Source organism: Sphingobacterium sp. UBA1498, from assembly GCF_002325125.1.
Lineage (GTDB): Bacteria > Bacteroidota > Bacteroidia > Sphingobacteriales > Sphingobacteriaceae > Sphingobacterium.
In genome coordinates this window covers 50,408-70,646 of sequence record NZ_DCRG01000032.1, presented here as the reverse complement: position 1 = coordinate 70,646, position 20,239 = coordinate 50,408, and the positions used below count along the sequence as shown (strand labels likewise).

Genomic DNA, 20,239 nt, shown 5'->3' with positions numbered 1-20,239 from the left:
TTCACTATAGAATTACCAATTAAGTATACCATGATAAAAACCCAAACCTCAATTTTTACGCTAGTACTATCGTTTTTCAGTTGGATGAATGCTTTGGCACAATATCCCCAGCTTTCTACCCCATGGACCGAAACAGCCCAGAAAACACAGATTCCACTTTCCGAATATCCCCGTCCTCAAATGGAAAGGAACGACTGGCTATGTCTAAATGGTAAATGGGATTATATCGGAGGTAAGGATGCTCCAAATGCGCTGAACCCTGTGGTGCCGATTTCTTTTGATAAGAGTCGGGAAAGTATTCTTGTCCCCTATTGCCCAGAATCCTATTTATCTGGAATACAGCGCAAAAAAGAAATCAACCTCTGGTACCACAGGAATTTCGAACTACCTAAACATTGGAAAGAGAAAGATATTATTCTTCACTTTGGTGCAGTGGATCACGATGCGACCGTATTTGTAAATGGAAAAAAGGCAGGTAATCATTCAGGTGGTTACGATTCCTTTTGGATCAATATCACTGAGTTTCTAAAGCCTGGCACCAATAATATTGTCGTAGCCGCGCATGATAAGAACGACGGTAAATACCCTTCGGGCAAAAATGGACCTCGCGGCGACTATACGTTTTCCTCTGGAATATGGCAAACGGTATGGATTGAACCAGTAAATAAATGCCATATACAGGGGATCAAATTGTTGCCTAAAGTAGCCGAAAGTCAGCTAAAACTACAGGTCAATACTTCCCAAAAGTCAAAAGTTACAGCCATCGTTTCGGTAGGCGGGAAAGAAATCTCAAAAACGGTACTACAAGCCGGTATTCCGTCTAGTATTCCGATAGATAATCCTCAACTTTGGTCTCCTGACTCGCCCTTTTTATACGATTTAAAATTAAGTATCCACGGCAAGAATGGAGAAATTGTCGATGAAGTTAAGAGCTATTTTGGCATGCGTGATATTAAACTTGGTCAGGTAAACGGAATTGTAAGGCCTTTATTGAATAACAAATTTGTTATGCAGCTTGGTTTGCTAGATCAAGGATACTGGCCTGACGGAATTTTAACAGCTCCTACCGAAGAGGCCCTCAAATATGATATCGAATTCACAAAAAAAGCTGGGTATAATCTCATACGTAAGCATATGAAAACTGAGCCTCAGCGGTTCTATTACTGGGCAGATAAAATGGGGCTGCTCGTGTGGCAGGATATGCCCTGCCTCTGGTATCCGGAAGAAGATACAACGATTTATCGAAAATCTTTCCGTGATGAATACAAAGCCATCATTGACGACCACTACAATTCGCCATCCATCATTGCTTGGGTGCCGTTTAACGAGAATTGGGGTGCCTTCGATGTACGCAATATTACAGCGTGGACCAAACAATACGACCCTTCTCGATTAGTAAACGGGAACTCGGGATTTAATAACAATCCGTCCTATCAAAAAGCGTATGGAGACCCCGGAAATGGTGATTTTGTGGATACGCATATCTATGTTGGTCCTCAAGGTGCTTCACAACCCGACGAGAAAAGAGCAGCCTCGCTTGGTGAATTTGGTGGTGTAGGTCTATTTGTCCGCGGTCATATGTGGCCTGTCGAAAATAATGCTTATGCCTACGAACCCACGATCGGTGCACTTACCGACCGCTATATATTCCTCATGGATAATGTCGAGCAATTGCTCCGATACAAAGGTCTTAGTGTCGCAATTTATACGCAAACGACCGATGTCGAACACGAAGTCAATGGACTGTTGACTTACGACCGTAAGATACAAAAAATGGATCTCGAAAAAATTAAAGTAGCAAACAAAGCCGTGATTAACGCTGGAAATGAATTGAATGAATAGACTTAAAAAATGTTCAAACCATCGGACTTAGACCGCTGTTCTTTTTGCAGTAAGTGTTCAATGATCATTTAAAAAAAACACGATTATGGCAAAATATTCAGAAAAAGCATCTGAAAAAGTCGAAAAAACGATGCATGAAATGAAGGAAGGAAAATTGAAATCCGGCAGCGGAAAAAAAGTGACCTCCAAAAAACAGGCTGTTGCTATTGGCTTATCCGAAGCCCGGAAGGAAGGCGCCAAAGTCCCTAAAAAGAAATCCTAGCATGTATACGCTAGGATTTCTTTTTAATCAAATTAGGCTGCTTACATAAAAAGCTATAGTAGCGATTTTTTCTCTTCTTTATCATCATAAGGATCTGACAAAACATTTTGACTATCCTCCGCATGTATAAAATTTTGATTGACATCGACCGGCGTATAAATATGGACACTGTTTCCATTTCTCTTTTTGAGATAGTATTGAATCTTTGTTGTGTCTATATTAGTTACATCGGAAGCTGTCCAGATCATTTTACGACCTGTACCATCAATTGTGATTACGGTGTCGTTACCACGTGCAATAATGCGCTCTAGTCCTAATTCACTTTTTCGATCACCTTCCCTTGTCAATAAATGCGTATTTCCATCTTTATCAATCATTCTGATCGGTTGGTTATTGTTGCATCCAACCAAAAAGAGGAAACTAAATAGTAAAAATGGAAGGGTCGTTAGTGTTATTTTCATATCGTTCACAGTAAAACTCAATATTGTTTAACGACGAGACACAAAGATACTGCCAAAACACCAATGGCTCAAAAGATAATGACCTGATTGCAGCAAACTTCGATTAATCGAAGCTATTCATCGTGCCTTAGACTTCGTTTGAGATGATAAAACTGAAGCAGTATATGATCGTACCACAAAGCAAACAAAAGCATTACTGCTGGTAGTAATAATGTTTGCAGTTTAAAAAATTGAAACATAAAACCCCCGACTATCCCTCCAATAAAAAAACCTGCAATAATCATTAGTTTAAGAAAAATACTTCTGTGTAGTTTCACTCGTTCACCAGCTTCTTTATAAAAAAACAGCTGTGAAATTTCGATGCCCAAATCAGTAAACAATCCGGTCAAATGTGTCGTTCTGACAACGGACTTGGAGACTTTCGTTACCAAGGCATTTTGAAGTCCCATTGCAAAAAGCAGAGCGAATGAAATGACCGTTATAAACGATGGTTCTATCTGGATGAAAACTGGGAGAAGTCCTGCAGAAATCAAAATAATGGATTCTATACAAATTGGGATGATATAGGCATTATGGGATTTCTTTTTTGCGGCCAATTCAACAATAAAACCTGAAACGGAAGCCCCTAATAAGAAGAAGCCGATATACCATAGATAAATCAAGGCCATTTTATAATTCGTCAAAATCAATTGCTCAGAAAAAAAAGCAAAGTGCCCCGTGACATTTGTGGTCAACGTGTTAAGTGAAAGAACTCCTGTAATATTAACCAACCCTGCAACACAGGATAAAATAGAGGCTAACTTCAAATTGTGGATGTAATTCCTTCCTCTTCCTTGGTGTCTAAACATTTGAATTAAACTTTATGTCCTACATTATCCTTCATTTTACCCACTTGCTTCTGAATGGGATTTACAAAACGTTGTCCGTCATCAGCATTAGCCAAAGGCGCACCATGTTGTTATCTTAGCCAACAGGTGATAAAAACTAGTCAAAAATACGAATACATTAATTCAAATCGAAAGGATTAAGATCATATAAAAGGACATCAGATTTTTAATAAATCATCAAATGAGCTGTTTCGAAAATAAGCCGTTTTAAACCAGTTAGCATACGATTTAAACACTTTGTAACAATTCGCTTAAACTTTAAAATTTGCATACCAAAATCACTTGTATCATTTTTAAAGTTTAATTACATTTGCTTCCGGCGATGCAAGGAAAATTCCATCAATATGTGTTCAGCGTATTTTACGCAATACTTATCAGTTTTGGCTGGTATGCTATTTCCACACCAAAATATTCACCTGCCTTCCATCTGCATGCTGCCAATCAACACAGTCATCAGGTAGAAAGCGGAGGTTTTGGAACCAAAGTCATTCGCAAAACTAAACGTCATCGGCACGAAAAATTAAGAGCTTACTTTTCAGAAAATGAAAATGAAAACGACGACACAGGAAACGATTCCAATAGCCCAAATTTATTCGCACTCACAGGAGACAGTTTTGGCAATATATTAAACGATTTCCTCCCTCAATTTCACAATACGCTCACCGCGGTTTCGCTTGCAAATACAACACCTTTTACTCTCCGCAAAAACGCACTATATATCCATTACAGTGTATTCAGGCTGTGATTTTTTAATACTTTCTTAAAAAACATAAAAATAGCTTTCAAAATCACCTGAAAGCATGTCACACTATTGTTCAATTTTTCGAAAATAATTAAAAACTATCATCATGTTCATGAGAACCTTCATGTATACAAGCCTGTGCCTTATTATTCTATCGACAAGCTGCCAGTCAGAAAAAAAAGAGAAAAAAGAAGCTGCAGTTTTCAACGTTACCACCCCTTTAGTCAAAGACACCATCGTTCATAAAGAATATGTGGCTCAAATCCGTTCCATTAACCATATTGAACTCCGCGCGCAGGAGAAAGGTTACATTCAATCGATATTTGTCGACGAGGGTCAATTTGTACAAAAGGGACAACCCCTCTTTAAAATCATGCCCAACCTTTATGAGTCCGATGTCAATCGCGCCAAAGCCGAGGTAAAATATGCTGAAATCGAATATCAGAATACCAAAAATCTATCTGAAAAAGATATTGTAGCGCCGCAAGAAACTGAAATGGCAAAAGCAAAATATGAAAAAGCCAAAGCTGAGTTAGCCGCTATGAATACGCATCTCAAATTTACGGACATCGTAGCGCCATTCTCAGGAATCGTGGGTAAGCTTCATGTCCGTAAAGGAAGTCTTGTCGATGAGGGCGAGTTGATCACAGAATTGTCCGACAATAGTAAGATGTGGGTTTATTTTAATGTCCCCGAAGTGGAATACCTCAATCAAATGGACGAAAAAAAAGACAATAGCCCGCTGCATGTACGATTAAACATGGCCAATGGAAAAGAATTCGGTCATGAGGGGATTGTCGAGACCATCGAATCAGACTTCAATAATGAAACCGGAAATATTGCCTACCGAGCGACTTTTCCTAATCCAAAGGGCTTATTACGTTATGGCGAGACGGGGAATATTGTCATTACATCGCCCTATAACAATGCGCTTATGATCCCCCAAAAAGCGACATTCGAGGAGCTTGAAAAAAAATATGTATATGTTATTACAAAAGATAATAAAGTAAAAGCTAGAGAAATAAAAGTTGCTGCCGAACTACCGCATATCTATGTTGTCTCTTCCGGATTGGGCAAGGACGAAAAGATTCTGCTGAATGGACTTCGAATGGTACAAGAAAACCAGACTATTGAATCCAAATATCAGACTCCGGAGAAAGTCATGTCAAACTTAGATTTATATGCAGAGTAATTAAAAAAGCAGCATCATGTTTAAAAAAGTAATACATCGACCGGTATTTGCTATTGTCATATCGGTTGTCATCCTATTTATTGGAGGTCTGGCTATCAAGCAACTTCCTACCGAACAATTTCCGAAAATCGCACCGACCACTGTTGCGGTATCCATAGCCTACCCCGGAGCAAGCGCGGATGTACTTGTAAAATCCTCACTGATTACTCTTGAGAATGCCATCAACGGGGTGCAAGGAATGCGCTATATCGCCACCGATGCAACCAGTGCGGGTGAAGCGACCGTAAACGTCGTATTTGACCCCGGCACAGACCCCAACGATGCCGTCGTATTGGTAAAAACCCGGGTGGATCAGGTAATGCCACTTTTGCCCGAACTTGTCCAAAAGGAAGGGGTGGTCGTTAATCCAATTCAGCCCAGTATGCTGATGTACGTGAATCTTTACAGTACCAATAAAAGTATGGACGAAAAGTTCCTATACAATTATGCAACGGTAAATATTATTCCGGAAATCAATCGCATCCACGGCATCGCCAAATCGCAAATTCTCGGTAGCCGAAGATATGCTATGCGCGTCTGGTTAAATCCTGATCGCATGCGCGCCTATAGCTTGTCGGTTGATGAAGTGATGAAAGCAATAGGAGAACAAAGCATCATCGGCCGCCCCGGCCGACTGGGACAAAGTTCAGGGATCGCCGCGCAATCACTCGAATATGTGCTGACTTACAAAGGGCAATACAATACACCTGAAGAATACGAAAATATTATTGTTCGTGCGAATGGCGACGGAGAAAACATCAAGTTAAAAGACGTGGCTAAAGTCGAACTGGGAAGTGAATTTTTTGATATCTATTCCAATTTGGACGGGCATCCGTCGGCATCGATTGTATTGAAACAAAATTATGGCAGCAATGCCAATGACGTAATCAAAGATGTAAAAGCCAAACTTGCTGAAATGAAAGGAAACTTTCCGCCGGGTATAGACTATAAAATCAGCTATGACGTATCCCAATTCTTGGATGCTTCTATCGAACAGGTGATGCATACACTGCGGGATGCTTTTATTTTAGTTGCCATCGTGGTTTTTATTTTCCTTGGCGACTGGCGTTCGACTTTAATTCCGATCATCGCTGTACCCGTTTCACTCATAGGTACATTCTTCGTCATTCAATGGTTCGGTATGTCGATCAACTTGGTCACCCTATTCGCTTTAGTCCTCGCCATCGGGATTGTCGTAGACAATGCCATTGTAGTCATCGAAGCAGTACATGCCAAAATGGAAGAAAGTTCGATCTCCCCATATAAGGCCGTAAAGGAGGTTATGGCTGAAATCGCGGGTGCTATTATCGCCATTACAGCTGTTATGGTAGCGGTTTTTATTCCTATTTCGTTTATGACGGGTCCTGTCGGAACATTTTATCGGCAGTTTTCAATTACTATGGCAAGTTCCATCGTAATATCGGCAGTTGTAGCGTTAACACTCACTCCTGTGCTGGCTGCGATGCTCCTGAAAAATAACCATGGTAAACCAAAAAAATCAAACGTATTCACTAAATCGCTCGACCTTTTTAACCGTACTTTTGATAAAATAACGGGCAAGTATGCCTCCTTACTTCGTAAAATTGCCAGCCGAAGAGTGATTACATGGGGTATCTTAATCGCTTTCTGTGTCGGTATTTTCGTCATTAACAAAACGCTTCCGGGAGGTTTCATACCAAGTGAAGATCAAGGTACGATTTACGCCATTATCCAAACGCCTCCAGGATCAACACTGGAACAGACCAACAAGCTTTCCAGAGAACTCCAAAAGATCTGTCAAGGCGTAGATGGTGTAGAATCCGTTTCATCACTAGCAGGATATGAGATCATGACGGAAGGACGAGGATCGAATGCCGGAACCTGTCTTATCAACCTCAAAACCTGGGGTGAACGTGAACACTCTGTTAAGGAGATCATGGAAGAACTGGAAGAAAAATCAAAAAATTTAGGCGCCACAGTAGAGTTCTTCGAACCTCCGGCAGTTCCGGGTTTCGGTTCTTCAGGAGGTTTCTCCATGCGCCTGCTCGACCTCAATCGGACTACGGATTACCAAGATTTCGATAAAGTGAATAAAGCATTTATCGCTAATCTCAAGAAACGTAAGGAACTTACTGGAGTCTTTACCTTTTTCGCTGCCAACTACCCACAATACGAATTGGTTTTTGACAATAATGCGGCTATGCAGAAGGGCGTCTCTATAGGTAAAGCCATGGATAACCTCAATATCCTTATCGGTAGTACATATGAACAGGGGTTTATCCGTTTTGGTCAATTTTTCAAGGTATATGTACAATCTTGGCCAGAATTCAGAAGATTACCTTCTGATATCATGAACCTTTACGTCAAAAACGATCATGATCAGATGGTTCCCTATTCGGCCTTTATGACCTTAAAAAAAACACAGGGGCCAAATGAGATCACACGTTACAATATGTACAATTCGGCCGCCATCCGTGGACTTCCGGCCAATGGATATACAACGGCCGATGCTATTCAGGCAATCAACGAAACCGCAGTTCAGACATTACCGCACGGCTACAAAGTGGCTTGGGAAGGTCTCTCCTACGATGAGGCGCAACGTGGAAACGAAGCTATTTATGTCTTTCTAGTCGTCTTAGTTTTCGTTTATCTTGTACTTGCCGCGCAGTATGAAAGCTTCATCATTCCATTTGCGGTTCTCTTGTCACTACCTGTCGGTGTATTTGGTTCCTTCTTCCTCTTAAAAGCTATGGGACTTGAAAATGACATCTATGCACAGGTCGGGCTGATCATGATTATTGGTTTGTTGGGTAAAAATGCGGTGCTTATCGTAGAATTTGCCGTGAAAAGGCGACAAGCCGGCGACAGTATATTAGAGGCAGCAATTGAGGGATCACGAGCACGTTTTAGACCTATTCTCATGACCTCCTTTGCCTTTATCGCTGGACTTGTTCCACTAGTCTTTGCCAGCGGTGCCGGTGCCATAGGTAACCATACCATAGGTGCATCCGCACTTGGGGGTATGCTCGTCGGAACAATCTTTGGCGTTATCGTTATCCCTGGACTCTACTATATTTTTGCAAAATTGGCTGACGGAAGAAAAATGATTCAAGCCGAAGACGATTCACCATTAAGCGAAGACATGATACATTATGAATAAGAATAAATTATATCACTATACAGGTTTCGCGCTTTTCTGGCTTAGTCTTGGGGCATGCAAACCACTCGAAATCAAACAACGTACCGAAAATAAAAACGTCCCTGAAACATATGGGAATGCTGACAGCGACACCTTGAATATTGGAAAAATTAAATGGAAAAACTATTTTAAGGACCCCAATCTACAAGGACTTATCAGCCAGGCATTGGCAAACAACCAAGAGCTACATATTATGCTTCAGGAAATTCAAATTGCCCAAAACGAAGTAAGTGCCAAAAAAGGTGAATATCTGCCCTCTGTTGGTGTAAAAGTTGGTGCAGGCGTCGACAAAGTAAGTCGGTATACAAATATTGGAGCGATGGAAAAGAATACAGAAATCGAACCCGGCCGCGAAATGCCTGAACCACTATTTGATTTTGGAGTTGGTGTACAGGCACAATGGGAAACAGATATCTGGGGTAAACTCCATAATGCAACGAAAGCTCAGTTACAGCGGTATTTTGCAAGTGTGGAAGGCAAAAATTTTATGGTCACTCATCTGATCGCTGAAATTGCAGATTCCTACTATGAACTTCTTGCACTGGACAATGAACTCCTAGTTATTAATGAGAATGTTAAGATTCAAAACGATGCCCTGGCTGTCGTCAATAACTTGAAGAAAAATGCACGATCCAATAAGCTTGCTGTCAAAAGATTTGAAGCACAGATCTTGAAGACACAAGGTATGCAGTATGACATCAAACAGAAGATCACCGAGACCGAGAATAGAATAAATTATCTCGTCGGAAGGTTTCCTCAGCCAGTTCAAAGAGATCAAGGCGCATTCGACCAACTCGTTCCGCAAACTGTTTATGCAGGTGTTCCCGCTGACCTATTGGAGAACAGGCCAGATATCAAGCAGGCGGAGTTTGAACTTGCTGCATCCAAACTGGATATTAAATCTGCCAAAGCGCGGTTCTATCCTTCTTTGGACATCGCTGCTGGAGTTGGATTTCAAGCCTTTGATCCGACTTATCTCATTAAACCAGAATCTTTTCTTTCTTCCCTCGTTGGTGAACTCACGGCCCCTTTAATCAACAAAAGGGCAATTAAAGCCGCTTATTACAGCGCAAATGCGCGGCAGGTTCAGGCTGTTTACCATTATGAGCAGACGATTCTGGCTGCCTACATCGAAGTTGCTAATCAGCTCTCCAAAATTAAAAATCTGGAGAGTGGCCTACAGATCAAGACCAAGGAGGTCAACGCATTAAATGAGTCTATTGGTATCTCCAACGACCTCTTTAAATATGCGCGCGCAGACTATATGGAGGTTCTACTAACCCAACGTGATGCGCTGGAATCTAAATTCGAGCTCGTGGAAAAAAAGGTCAACCAACTCAAAGCAAGCGTAGCGATATACAGATCCCTAGGTGGCGGATGGGACTATCGATAGTACACTTTTTAATTTTTGTTTTTATATGTTGGGGACTTACCGTGTGGTAGGTCCCCTTTTTTCTAAGTCATATCTTTATTCCACTACCACTTCTTTCATTTTCTCGTTCCCATAGTACATCGGGAAATACATCAATTCAGCCTTCGCGGGGTTAACTGTATAAGTTCCGCTATACCGAGGTAAAAGCTCGATCTCAAAGGTATGCGTACCTTTACCTAATTTATTGCAGAAAATAACAACACGATCCTTGAAATGCTCTCTATGCGCCTCGATTCGATAGTATCCATTGGTTTTGGTTTCATAAGAACATCCCGCCGGTATCGGAACTTCAATCTGCACATACTCCGCTTCACCAGTTAATGTTACGCTTGCTTCAAGTTTTACAGGCTTCCCTTCCTTGAGCGCCGCTACCGTAGCACCATTGTCCTTAAATCGTGTTGCCACAGCGAGGCCCTTTTCCTTTTCTACGGCAGGATCTGGATTCCAGAAATTTTGGTAGGCTGTCACAAAAGCCGGACCCGTCCCTTCTTTCCTGACTTTAATCTCTTCATCCGACTTAAAGCTTTGCGTATATGGAAATGTCGTGATACGTTTGCCATTGACAATCATTACTGGTGGTTGAAAAGTTTCTCCCGCCTTTAGCAAATCAGGCAGAATGCTTCGTATGATACGGGAAGATTCGTAGATATTATACCATTGATTTTGCTGCCGCTGCGCAAAAAAGTAATTACGGATATTTTCTAAATCCGAATCATGACCACCAATTGATTTTAAGACACCATAAGCCAACAGCGTATTCTCGGTATTGGTTTCCGTAGGTCGCATAAAAAATCCCCCTTTCTGATTCGTTGTAGCTCCAGAAGTCCAATATAGTCCCCCTAAGATAGCCTTTGAGGAATATTTAAGCACTGTATCTGCCGCATGTGAATCCTTAAGCCCCAGTTTTGAGATCAATAGATATTTCAACAGTTTGTCCTTAATGGTTTTACTTTTCAGTTTAGTATCAATTTCGAAGAAATAGCTTTTGTAATCTGTTTTAGGATCCAACCGGAGCAGATATATCAAGGAGCTAAACAAATTCTCTTTGGCCCCGTGAAGCTTATTTTTATCCACTAGAAGATCCAGCGAAGCCAAGCTGCTTTTCAATAGGGTCTTTTCACGTTCTGCATAGATCTCCGTATCAATTTCAACCTGGTATCCTGCTTCGCGGGCATCCAACAGTACCCCGACCACATAGTTGCTGATCCAAGTCACAGTTTCACTCTTGTTCCACCAGCCCCAGCCCTGATTGGAATTTTTGTTTTTCTGTAGCTCCTTCAGGAGCTCCTTTATTTTCTTATCCTCAGTAAAAGGTTTACGGATTAATTTAGCTAGCTCCTTTTTCGAAAGTAATGCACTTAATTTGGAAGCCATCTGCTCATTGCATAGAAATTTGTAACGATCAATGAATTCGATTTCCCGTTGTAAAAATTCCAGTGAATTTGCTTCAGCATGGAAGGTTACTTCACCAAGCGACGGTGAAGTTTTCAGCACATACTCTGCCGTACCATTGAGCACTTTAAAATCTCCTTCATGTTGTTCAAGCCCCTTTTCAAAAATCGGAATGCTACGCTTTTCACCATCAAAATATCCGTTGGACAATCCGATCGAATAAGCAAGTTGGACGCTGTCCCCCTTATCGGCAATAACCGATATAGGATCCCGATAGGACTTCGCAATTTTCAACCTTGCCTCCTGTGTTTTTAGCCCATTATTGATGGTACGCAAGAGCTGTAGGCTGTCGCTAAGATAATTAACAACCCGCCCCATGGCTGTAAACTGATCACCTCTGATGGCAAATCGCGGAGTCGCCAAATGTGCTGAAACAGCCTTAAACGATTTTATACTTAATTCTTTGCTGTCTGCAAAATTTTTCGCTCCCTTCGCTATAAAGAATGTCCGCCAATTGGTGATATCATCCGGATAGGTCGCTTCAAAATTGGCTTTTCCCTGGACATCGGTAGTGAGCTTTGGCTGCCAGAATGCATCATCACTAAAGTTCACACGCATCGTATTTCCAGATTCCAAATAGGGCATATCCGCCACGCCCTTCGATAATGCGGCAGTTCCAGCTTTCAGCTGAACCATCACCACACCATTGGCAGCACGAGCACCATACAAGGCAAGCATGGATTGGTCTTTAATCACATTAAATGAAGCGATGCTAGCAGGATCAATGCTTGAAATATCACCCTCAAAAGGAACCCCATCTACCAAAATTAACGGCTTATCGCTAGGGGAAGGGCTCGCAGCTCCACGAATTCGAATTCCCGCTACCGCGCCCTGTAACATAGCTGTAGTCACGCCGTCCATCCGGACATCAATCGATTTCGCTGCCGCACGCAACGATTGCCTTTTTTGAACGCCATATCCCATAACGACCACTTCATCCAATTGATTTTCGCTTGGCTTTAACTCCACGAAATAATCTTTGCCACTGGAGACTTTAATCGTAGATGTAGTGTATCCTAAAGCAACAATCTCAAGTACAGTATTTTTGTCATCGGAGAGCTCAAGTTCCAAACTACCGTCAAAACTGGTAAAGTATTGCTTTTTCGTATCCCGATCACTCACTTTAGCCCCAATTAATGGCGTATCACCATCATAAACTAAGATCCTGGCGACCTTATTATTCTTTCTTTTCGCGCTAAAACCTTCCCGGTCGATTTTTAAGCCCTGCAGATCGTTTTCTTGTCCAGTCTGGATAGCATCCCGCAATGGATTCTCCACGGTACGTACAATAATTTCATCGCGTACAAGTTTGTAAGCTAACCGAGCTGCTTGGGATGTCTTAGTCCATTGGATAGCGTCTAGTTTCAAATAATTCATTCCCTGGGCTTTGAGCTCGACTGGCAAACTAAAGGAAGTTGAATCATCCTTTACAATATGCAAAGTAACCTCGCCGACCGGAAGATCTTCAAACGTTCGATGTCCACCGTAAAAGAGCCTAAAGTACATCCGCTCTTCGACATTCGTCGGCTCGATAAAGATCAATGTAGGTCGAATGCTTTTTTGTGAAGCATCATTGCCCAACATTAAATTAAGTTTAAAACCAGCATCTTCACGTTCTCTTTTCACCGTAGCAAACTGTGCAAGTCCAGTACTGTTTTGCATCGTCTCCCTAAAACGCTGCTCGACATTTGCCTTGATATCCGCCACCGACCATACTTTCTCCCGAAAATCTAAACTTGGTTTATAATCATACAGATCCAGCCGGATAAGATTACCATCCCAGCTTTTTTGCTTTTGATAGTTTTTATAGATGCTATATTGATAGCCGCCCTCGATTTCAAACCGGCCAATTTTCGATGTATCCATCATAAGCGTACCTATTTTGGACACACCATTGTACATTTCTGTTCTTGGAAATGGCCCCGCCATCAGCGGAACGGGGACCTGTGTCCGCAACCGATTATTGTAAACGGTTCGCTGTACCGGATTGAGGTAATAGAGATCTCCAGCTGTTTGGATATATGCTGGTCGCTCGATCAGCACATTACTATTGGGTAATTGCCAGGCTCCAAAATTGTTGGTCACGGTGATCAACTGTCGCTTCAATTCGGCCACTTCTTTATCGAAAAGCTTACTCTGTTGCTCTTTTGGCAATCGAAGAACCGAAATATGGCCTTTTCTCCATGTTTTGTCGGGGTAATCAAAACCAATCGTATCTCGTGAAGCATTAAAGGACACAATCACCTTTTTCCCCTTTTCCACGTAATACCCCTCTACCCGAATGTCACGATCCTTGGTTCTAAACCTAAAATCATGCTGCCCTGGAGTAACCTCAAAAATAGTAGGATTATTTTGCTGATCTTGCTTCGCATAGTGCAGTACACCGTCTATCCAAACCAGATGAATCCCTTGTACAGCACCGTTTACCACGATGTAAGGGGATACCTGACTCTTAACAACATCGAGTGGACGAGACTCCTGAAAATAGACCTCTGGATATAAGAATTGATAAAAGGGAATTGTATCCAACTGCATTACTTTAGACCATTTCACCCAATCTTGCAGCGCTCCCTGATAAACTTTTTCATCATCATCCAAACTAACATGAAGATTTTGCTTGATCTCCGCCCTGCGCATCAGACCACCGACAGTAATCGTTGGCGCAGCGGCTGACTTAAACTTTGAGGTAAAACCATAGGCTGTAATATCGACATCTTTCAAGGGTTTACCCTCCTTATCCGTAACAGAAAGTTCGAACATAGCCTTCTGTCCTGGATATACTGTGGTAGCCGTGTTAACTTCCAAATTCAAATTTTTCTCCACATAGGGCAATTCCTCGCGAATAACTTTAGATCTTCCTCCAAAAAGGTAAGTGATCTCCAGGCTATACCCCTCTTTTCCACCGGCTAAAAATGCACGATTCAATTCGGTTTCATAGCCCGCAGCAATCATACGACCACCACGATGAACTTGATACCAAAATGGAATCCTAGCCGGGTTATCGACATGCAATAGCACCGAGTCCGCAGTGCGGTAAAATTTGTAATTCAGTTGTACCTGCTGCTGGTCCTCCAGATCAACACTTTTACTACAACCATTCGACTTAACAACAATTTCTTTGGCCTGCCAAGGTATTGAAACCAGATTAGGTAAACTTACATTTTCAGCCTTCAGCACTTCATCATGTTCTCCTAATATCTTGAGCTCAGCAGACGCTGGCTGCTCAATGCCCTTTTCAACATAGTTCAGCGCTGCATGTCCATCTTTGACAATAATACGGATTTCCTTTTCGCGGTTAAGTCTATTGAGATCAAGGCTTCGCTCTATTCTTTCATTATCCGAACTTAAATAAGTACCAATAACGCGAAAGGAAATGCCAATGTCAGGCGGAAAAATTGAATCCGGTAATACAATCTCCTTTTCTGCCACATCTGCAAGCGAAACACTTGTTTGCCATAAGGTATCTGGAATAAAATTGACCTTATTGGCTTTTAAATCATGCATCAAAACCGGACTAGCCACCACCTGTAAATCGACTTTCCCATCGTATATGGGCATTTCATTTTCATTTAATGCTTTTAGTTTCAGCCGCACGCTGTCTCCTTTGGCATAATCTGCCTTCTCAGAAGTCATCGTAAAACTTAGGCTTTTTAGTTCATAGTCTTCGTATCGGAAATGCTGTCGATGCAAGACTAGTTTGGTTTTTGGAGATTCCAAAGAAATCCAATAATTTCTATCCAGAATAAGGCCTAGTCCCTTCAAATCAAATGCAAAGTTATACATGCCCGGACGATAAGGCGCTAGGCGCGCCAAAACGGTATCCTTCGCATAACCATATCCTCCCGATAGACGTACGACAATAGAATCGCGATTGGGTTTCCATTTTGTTTTCTCGAGATACGCTTTAAATTTAACTTGCTCATTTGGTTTATACATCGGTTTATTAAAAACCATAAAACTTTCTGTACCACCAGTTTCTTTTTTATGAAAAATCCGCTGAATTTTAAACCGAGTTCTGAGCCAGCTGTTGCTGATTTTTTTCCATAATGACACCTTATCTTTATGGGGCCAGCCCCGTTCTACAGTCAGATAATGATAGACACCCTTATGTTCAATACTGACGATATCGTCACTATTTGCGTTGGCAGCTTTATAATAATGGAACTTCTTATCGAGTGACATGCGACGTCCGTTCACTTTTACTTGCGCGTCTTCTATAATCGTTCCCAAAGAATCGTATAGACAAATCGCAAAAGCTTTCGCAGGAATAATTTTGACATACAGGTTATCGCTGATCAACTCCCGATACATGAGATCTGCTCCATTAGCGCGGACCTGTACATAGTTACCAGGTGGTAACACCGGATTTGGGTCTCCGACCTTATATTTTACAACAAAATTGCTGAGCATAGCTTCATCGAATTTTATTCCATCCAAATGAATCTTTTTTAAAATCTCAGGGCTTAGCTTATAAATATAGTAGTCAGAAGAACCGCGTGGACTATCGAATAAGCTCGATTGTCCAAAAAGTACAGAAGCATACAACACAGCTAAAAAGCATACTACAATTGATTTCCATTTCATGTATAAATACAGGCTAAATTCTTTTAAAAATAAATAAAATTACCTAAAGCCAAGCACTAGATTCTTTCATTCAGTACTTCAACTTTTGTGCAGGGATGCGGAGAATATCATTATTCCATAAATGAAGAAAAAATACAACATCAACCGCTCTTTAATCGAAGCTGCAACTTTAGTGTCTGAAGAAAAATCAACAGCGCCCGAACGGGGGCTGCGATTATGCTGACACACTCTTGTCACTCATTGGAGTTATCTTTGTTCATAACCCAGTGGGAAGTAGGATCAAATTTAAAATCATAATAAAAAAATGGATACGTTACAACAATTAAAAGCAGAGTTAGCGAATGAGTATCAAATTACAAGAAACTTTATCGCACTTTTTCCGGTTGGAAAGAATGAGTATGCACCACATCAGAAAAGTATGAAAATGATGCGTTTAGCAACGCACATAGTCGAGGTTTTTGAATGGCCTAGTACAGTTTTAAAAACCTCAGAACTTGATTTTGCCAAAGTTCCTTACGCCCCTACAAGCCTATCGACATCCGAAGATCTTTTAAAAAAATTGGACGAAGCATATGAAGCTGGGATAAATGCCTTAGAAAAAGCGCAAGAGGAAGACTTGAGTGAAAGCTGGGCAATTAAAAATGACGGCCATGTATTGGCAAGTTGGAGCAAATATGAGGCAATTCGTCACGCATTAAATCAGATTACACATCACAGGGCACAATTAGGCGTGTATTATAGGCTCAACGATATTCCTTTACCAGCGAGTTATGGACCCTCTGCGGATTCGCAGAATCTATAGGCCAAAAGTGCGTTGACCCAACCTACACTTTTGAAGGAAAGTGTAGGTTTTCTTCAAAAAAATCCGATTTTAAAGCGGATCATTAAAGCGCAAACTTAAACTGTCATATCCTTTCCCTTATTTTCTTCCAGCACAAGCATAAAATCTAACAAGCACTTTTTCTTCGCAAAATGATTATCTTCCAACAAATTCTTGTACATGGAAATGGCATTCAACAGGATTTTTAAATTCTCCTCATTATAGCGATCTACATAAAAATATAACTGTTCACTGTTTGTATAGCTAACTAAGGAATCGAACAAACCCTGTTCTAAGTTGTTTTTGCTATCAGGAAGTTCGAGTAATACCGCAAGATGCTTCTTAAATTTCTCTTCACTTCTTTTAAGATCGCTTATTTTAGATTCAATATCGGAAAAAGGAAGCGTCTGATATAAAAAGGCAGTGTTCTTTACCATCTCATTATATTGGATTTCTCCAGCTTCGTAATCGCTATTAAACGCAACAAAGTCCTCATATTTTTCATCAAATTCTGAGCGTTTTCCCTGAACATCCGCGAGCTGTTGAAAGTAATAGTGAATCTCCTGATGATAATCTGCAATTTTCTGTTCCATACTACTGATGTCAGCCGTAATATTTTGGAGTAATACGATTGCATCTGAGACTTTATATTTTTTACCATCATAATCGAACGTTTTTACCTTTATTTCACCCTTACTAATTGCTTCAACTACATATTGATCATTTTTCAGACTATTGAGTTCATAAAGCGCTTCAACTCTATTTTCGGCAAATAGTTCTTTAAACGATGGTTGGATCTGCTTTTGGGATAGCGGGGACGCACCACTTCGTACGGGATGAGTATAGTCGTAAAAGTCATTGAATTTCTGATCAAACGCGTACCGATCTATCCGCTTCTCAAAATCCTCCGTAAATTCGGTTAAGGCTAAAGGTGATGGTATCTGCTCATACTGGATCGCCGAGAATAATTTATCAGAGATTTGATTAGCCACTGCAGCATCATTAGAAAGCAACGCAATAGCTGGCTCATTGTTGGTCTCCTGTTTTACAATATTGAGTGTCTGTAATGCTTTTACCCGATCTTCATCCGAAGGATGGGATGACCATTGGTTTTCAAGATTTAATTTTGATTTATCATACTTTTTTAATGTTGCCATTTCAATCTGTGGCAGACCGTTCCGCATCTGATACCTATTCCTTTCCGCAAACATCTGCATGACACAGCTGTGCTCGGGATAAATGTTATTGCTCTTTATATTTTCAGAAAATTTGATATCATAAAAGTTGAGCACAACTGTCAGTGCATGATTGGCAAAACTCAATCTCAATAGGGAATCGGCCAATGCCTGAGACCCTGCCACATGTGCAGCTATTTCATCTGCATGGAATTCCATCTCTCTAGATAATGCCAAATAATTGATATTGACATATTCATAAAGATGCTTCAAGATGTTCTGAATCTGTCGAATGATAAAAACAGATATGCCAATAAAAATACCCGAGTATCCACTGATATTCCCCCATTTTTCAAACATACTATTAAGCGATTCATTCTTATAAAGCATATTGTAAATGATTTGATTGACATGATAGACATAACTTCCAACTTTCATGCTTCTCTGTGAAAAGTGACCAAATTCATGGGCAAGAATAGCCTTCAATTCCTGTTGCGTAACGGCATTGACCAATCCTACGCCAATCTGCAGGTTTTTGCGAATAGGCAAAAACATACTCCAGAAACTAGAGTCATAAAAAACAGAAGCATTCACATCATGCGCCAAAAACACCTTCTTCGGAAAGCTGGTGTGAACCTCTTTTACCACCGTATGAATGAGTGCAAATAATTGTGGTTCGTCGTGTTCAGCTATCTGCGTGAGATGCCCCGTATCCACTTTTGTCGACGCAAAAATAAATTTTAGTAAAAAGTAGAGTATAGTCAAACCTGAAGCGAATAGTCCCAAACATAATACTGCAGTTAAAAATATAGGTTTGGCAATAAAAATCAATCCCCCCAATAAGGTAAAACCAACCGTTATACCTATTGACAATAGCAAAAGGGCAATATAGCAGACGGCAAAAACGACAATAGATAAGATTGTTTTGCGCGCATGTTTTCTAAAGTTTGTAGATACTTGTACGTTCATAAATTGTTAATAGTGCAAGGTTAATTAACTATATAAATATAAAAAATAAAATCCATTTGCCTATTAAATCATCAGAAATCAGATCGCCCATGTATTCCACCAAATCTCGACCAAGCTTGCTATCGCAGAACTTGCTTAAAGCTCAAATTTCTAATAACCTTTTTCCAAAGAAACTTCATTGAGCAAAGGTCGCCCATCAGCCATTCTGCAATAATTATCCACCACCTGTAAGACTGACGAGCCTATATTTGTTCTACTCGCAACATGTGGGGTTATAATAATAGCGGGGCAGTCCCAAAACGGATGATCTTGCGGCAATGGCTCTTGATGAAATACATCAAGATAAGCTTCAGCAATGTTTTTCTCGGCAATTGCATGCAACAAGTCATTCTCCACGAGATGGTCACCTCGGCCAACATTTACAAGGACAGTTCCTTTGGCGCACAAATTAAAAAGATTACGATCCAAAATACCGTGAGTAGCATCGGTTAATGGTAAAATATTGACGATAAAATCCGCATTTTCTACCGCCAAACCCAGTCCTGCCGCTCCTGTAAGCGACGTTACTCCGGGAAAATCCTTTGTAGAGTTTGACCACCCTTTCACCTGGAAACCCAACCGCAACAACTGCTCAGCCACATACCCCCCAATCTCACCTAATCCTAATACCGTTATAGTAGTTTCTCCAATTGATTTATACAACAAGGGACGCCAATGTCTATTTTCTTTTTCATCGATATACGTCGAAAAGTTCTTCATCGAATGCATTACACAGGTCAAAACATGCTCAAACATATCGCTTTTCAACATGGGATCAATAATCCGACAAATATGGAGATGAGATGGAATATTTTGGGGGAATAGGTGATCTATTCCGGCACCCCCAGACTGTATAACTTTTAGATTGGGAAAATAAGTATAATAATCCGCCTCAGGCTTCCAGCAAAGAGCAAATTCAACCTCGCTATAATTTTCAATATCAGGGAAGATCTCCACTTTCACTTCCGGCAAATACGTATTGATTTCGACCTTCCATTCCTCAGCCCTGCTTCGATTGAGGATTAACGCTATACTCATATCTTTTTTGTTTATACGAAAATAGCATTAATCCTAAAAAAAGCAATGGGCTGATTCTCTAATCAGCCCATTGCCTGCAAATAGGGGCTTTCCCCCCCCACAATAAACGTTTAATCCGCAAAAAAAT

12 protein-coding genes are annotated in these 20,239 nt (G+C 40.8%); 7 read left to right on the top strand and 5 right to left on the bottom strand.

The window, feature by feature from the left end; translation table 11 throughout:
- The first annotated feature begins 30 nt into the window (after positions 1-30).
- Together B3139_RS17355 and B3139_RS17350 are read left to right on the top strand one after the other, a co-directional pair.
- Positions 31-1,842, top strand: a complete 1,812-nt coding sequence (locus tag B3139_RS17355) for a glycoside hydrolase family 2 protein (RefSeq protein ID WP_293884802.1) — start codon at positions 31-33, stop codon at positions 1,840-1,842.
- Positions 1,843-1,927: 85 nt separating this feature from the next.
- Positions 1,928-2,104 carry a DUF6496 domain-containing protein gene (locus tag B3139_RS17350; protein ID WP_209577976.1) on the top strand — a complete coding sequence of 59 codons (177 nt, stop codon included), beginning with the start codon at positions 1,928-1,930 and terminating at the stop codon, positions 2,102-2,104.
- 53 nt (positions 2,105-2,157) lie between these two features.
- On the opposite strand, the gene B3139_RS17345 is transcribed toward B3139_RS17350, so the two are convergent.
- Together B3139_RS17345 and B3139_RS17340 are read right to left on the bottom strand one after the other, a co-directional pair.
- Complete coding sequence (locus B3139_RS17345; RefSeq protein ID WP_293884801.1) at positions 2,158-2,565, bottom strand: hypothetical protein; 408 nt, start codon at positions 2,563-2,565, stop codon at positions 2,158-2,160.
- A 113-nt stretch (positions 2,566-2,678) separates the two neighbouring features.
- Positions 2,679-3,413, bottom strand: coding sequence for a YoaK family protein (locus B3139_RS17340; protein ID WP_293884800.1), 735 nt, complete (start codon positions 3,411-3,413; stop codon positions 2,679-2,681).
- 361 nt (positions 3,414-3,774) lie between these two features.
- Between B3139_RS17340 and B3139_RS17335 the strand changes: the two genes are divergently transcribed.
- The 4 genes from B3139_RS17335 to B3139_RS17320 all read left to right on the top strand — a co-directional run bounded on the left by B3139_RS17335 (position 3,775) and on the right by B3139_RS17320 (position 9,996).
- Positions 3,775-4,197, top strand: coding sequence for a hypothetical protein (locus tag B3139_RS17335; RefSeq protein WP_293884799.1), 423 nt, complete (start codon positions 3,775-3,777; stop codon positions 4,195-4,197).
- 103 nt (positions 4,198-4,300) lie between these two features.
- Positions 4,301-5,386, top strand: a complete 1,086-nt coding sequence (locus tag B3139_RS17330; protein ID WP_293884798.1) for an efflux RND transporter periplasmic adaptor subunit — start codon at positions 4,301-4,303, stop codon at positions 5,384-5,386.
- A gap of 16 nt (positions 5,387-5,402) precedes the next feature.
- A complete protein-coding gene (locus tag B3139_RS17325; RefSeq protein ID WP_293884797.1) occupies positions 5,403-8,564 on the top strand; it encodes an efflux RND transporter permease subunit in 3,162 nt (1,053 codons plus the stop codon).
- Complete coding sequence (locus B3139_RS17320) at positions 8,557-9,996, top strand: TolC family protein (RefSeq protein WP_293884796.1); 1,440 nt, start codon at positions 8,557-8,559, stop codon at positions 9,994-9,996. The genes B3139_RS17325 and B3139_RS17320 overlap by 8 nt, the downstream gene beginning before the upstream one ends.
- A gap of 75 nt (positions 9,997-10,071) precedes the next feature.
- On the opposite strand, the gene B3139_RS17315 is transcribed toward B3139_RS17320, so the two are convergent.
- Positions 10,072-16,071, bottom strand: a complete 6,000-nt coding sequence (locus B3139_RS17315; protein WP_293884795.1) for an alpha-2-macroglobulin family protein — start codon at positions 16,069-16,071, stop codon at positions 10,072-10,074.
- Positions 16,072-16,375: 304 nt separating this feature from the next.
- Between B3139_RS17315 and B3139_RS17310 the strand changes: the two genes are divergently transcribed.
- Positions 16,376-16,873 (top strand): DinB family protein, encoded by a 498-nt coding sequence (locus B3139_RS17310; RefSeq protein ID WP_209577969.1) that lies wholly within the window; start codon positions 16,376-16,378, stop codon positions 16,871-16,873.
- Positions 16,874-16,968: 95 nt separating this feature from the next.
- On the opposite strand, the gene B3139_RS17305 is transcribed toward B3139_RS17310, so the two are convergent.
- Positions 16,969-19,035 carry a M48 family metallopeptidase gene (locus B3139_RS17305; RefSeq protein WP_293884794.1) on the bottom strand — a complete coding sequence of 689 codons (2,067 nt, stop codon included), beginning with the start codon at positions 19,033-19,035 and terminating at the stop codon, positions 16,969-16,971.
- A gap of 150 nt (positions 19,036-19,185) precedes the next feature.
- Positions 19,186-20,112 (bottom strand): 2-hydroxyacid dehydrogenase, encoded by a 927-nt coding sequence (locus tag B3139_RS17300; RefSeq protein WP_293884793.1) that lies wholly within the window; start codon positions 20,110-20,112, stop codon positions 19,186-19,188.
- Positions 20,113-20,239: the final 127 nt, after the last annotated feature.

Coding starts and splice junctions, on each gene's coding strand:
- B3139_RS17345 (WP_293884801.1), bottom strand. CDS start 2,565: ATGAAAATAACACTAACGACCCTTCCATTTTTACTATTTAGTTTCCTC.
- B3139_RS17305 (WP_293884794.1), bottom strand. CDS start 19,035: ATGAACGTACAAGTATCTACAAACTTTAGAAAACATGCGCGCAAAACA.
- B3139_RS17325 (WP_293884797.1), top strand. CDS start 5,403: ATGTTTAAAAAAGTAATACATCGACCGGTATTTGCTATTGTCATATCG.
- B3139_RS17350 (WP_209577976.1), top strand. CDS start 1,928: ATGGCAAAATATTCAGAAAAAGCATCTGAAAAAGTCGAAAAAACGATG.
- B3139_RS17335 (WP_293884799.1), top strand. CDS start 3,775: ATGCAAGGAAAATTCCATCAATATGTGTTCAGCGTATTTTACGCAATA.
- B3139_RS17330 (WP_293884798.1), top strand. CDS start 4,301: ATGTTCATGAGAACCTTCATGTATACAAGCCTGTGCCTTATTATTCTA.
- B3139_RS17340 (WP_293884800.1), bottom strand. CDS start 3,413: ATGTTTAGACACCAAGGAAGAGGAAGGAATTACATCCACAATTTGAAG.
- B3139_RS17315 (WP_293884795.1), bottom strand. CDS start 16,071: ATGAAATGGAAATCAATTGTAGTATGCTTTTTAGCTGTGTTGTATGCT.
- B3139_RS17320 (WP_293884796.1), top strand. CDS start 8,557: ATGAATAAGAATAAATTATATCACTATACAGGTTTCGCGCTTTTCTGG.
- B3139_RS17310 (WP_209577969.1), top strand. CDS start 16,376: ATGGATACGTTACAACAATTAAAAGCAGAGTTAGCGAATGAGTATCAA.
- B3139_RS17300 (WP_293884793.1), bottom strand. CDS start 20,112: ATGAGTATAGCGTTAATCCTCAATCGAAGCAGGGCTGAGGAATGGAAG.
- B3139_RS17355 (WP_293884802.1), top strand. CDS start 31: ATGATAAAAACCCAAACCTCAATTTTTACGCTAGTACTATCGTTTTTC.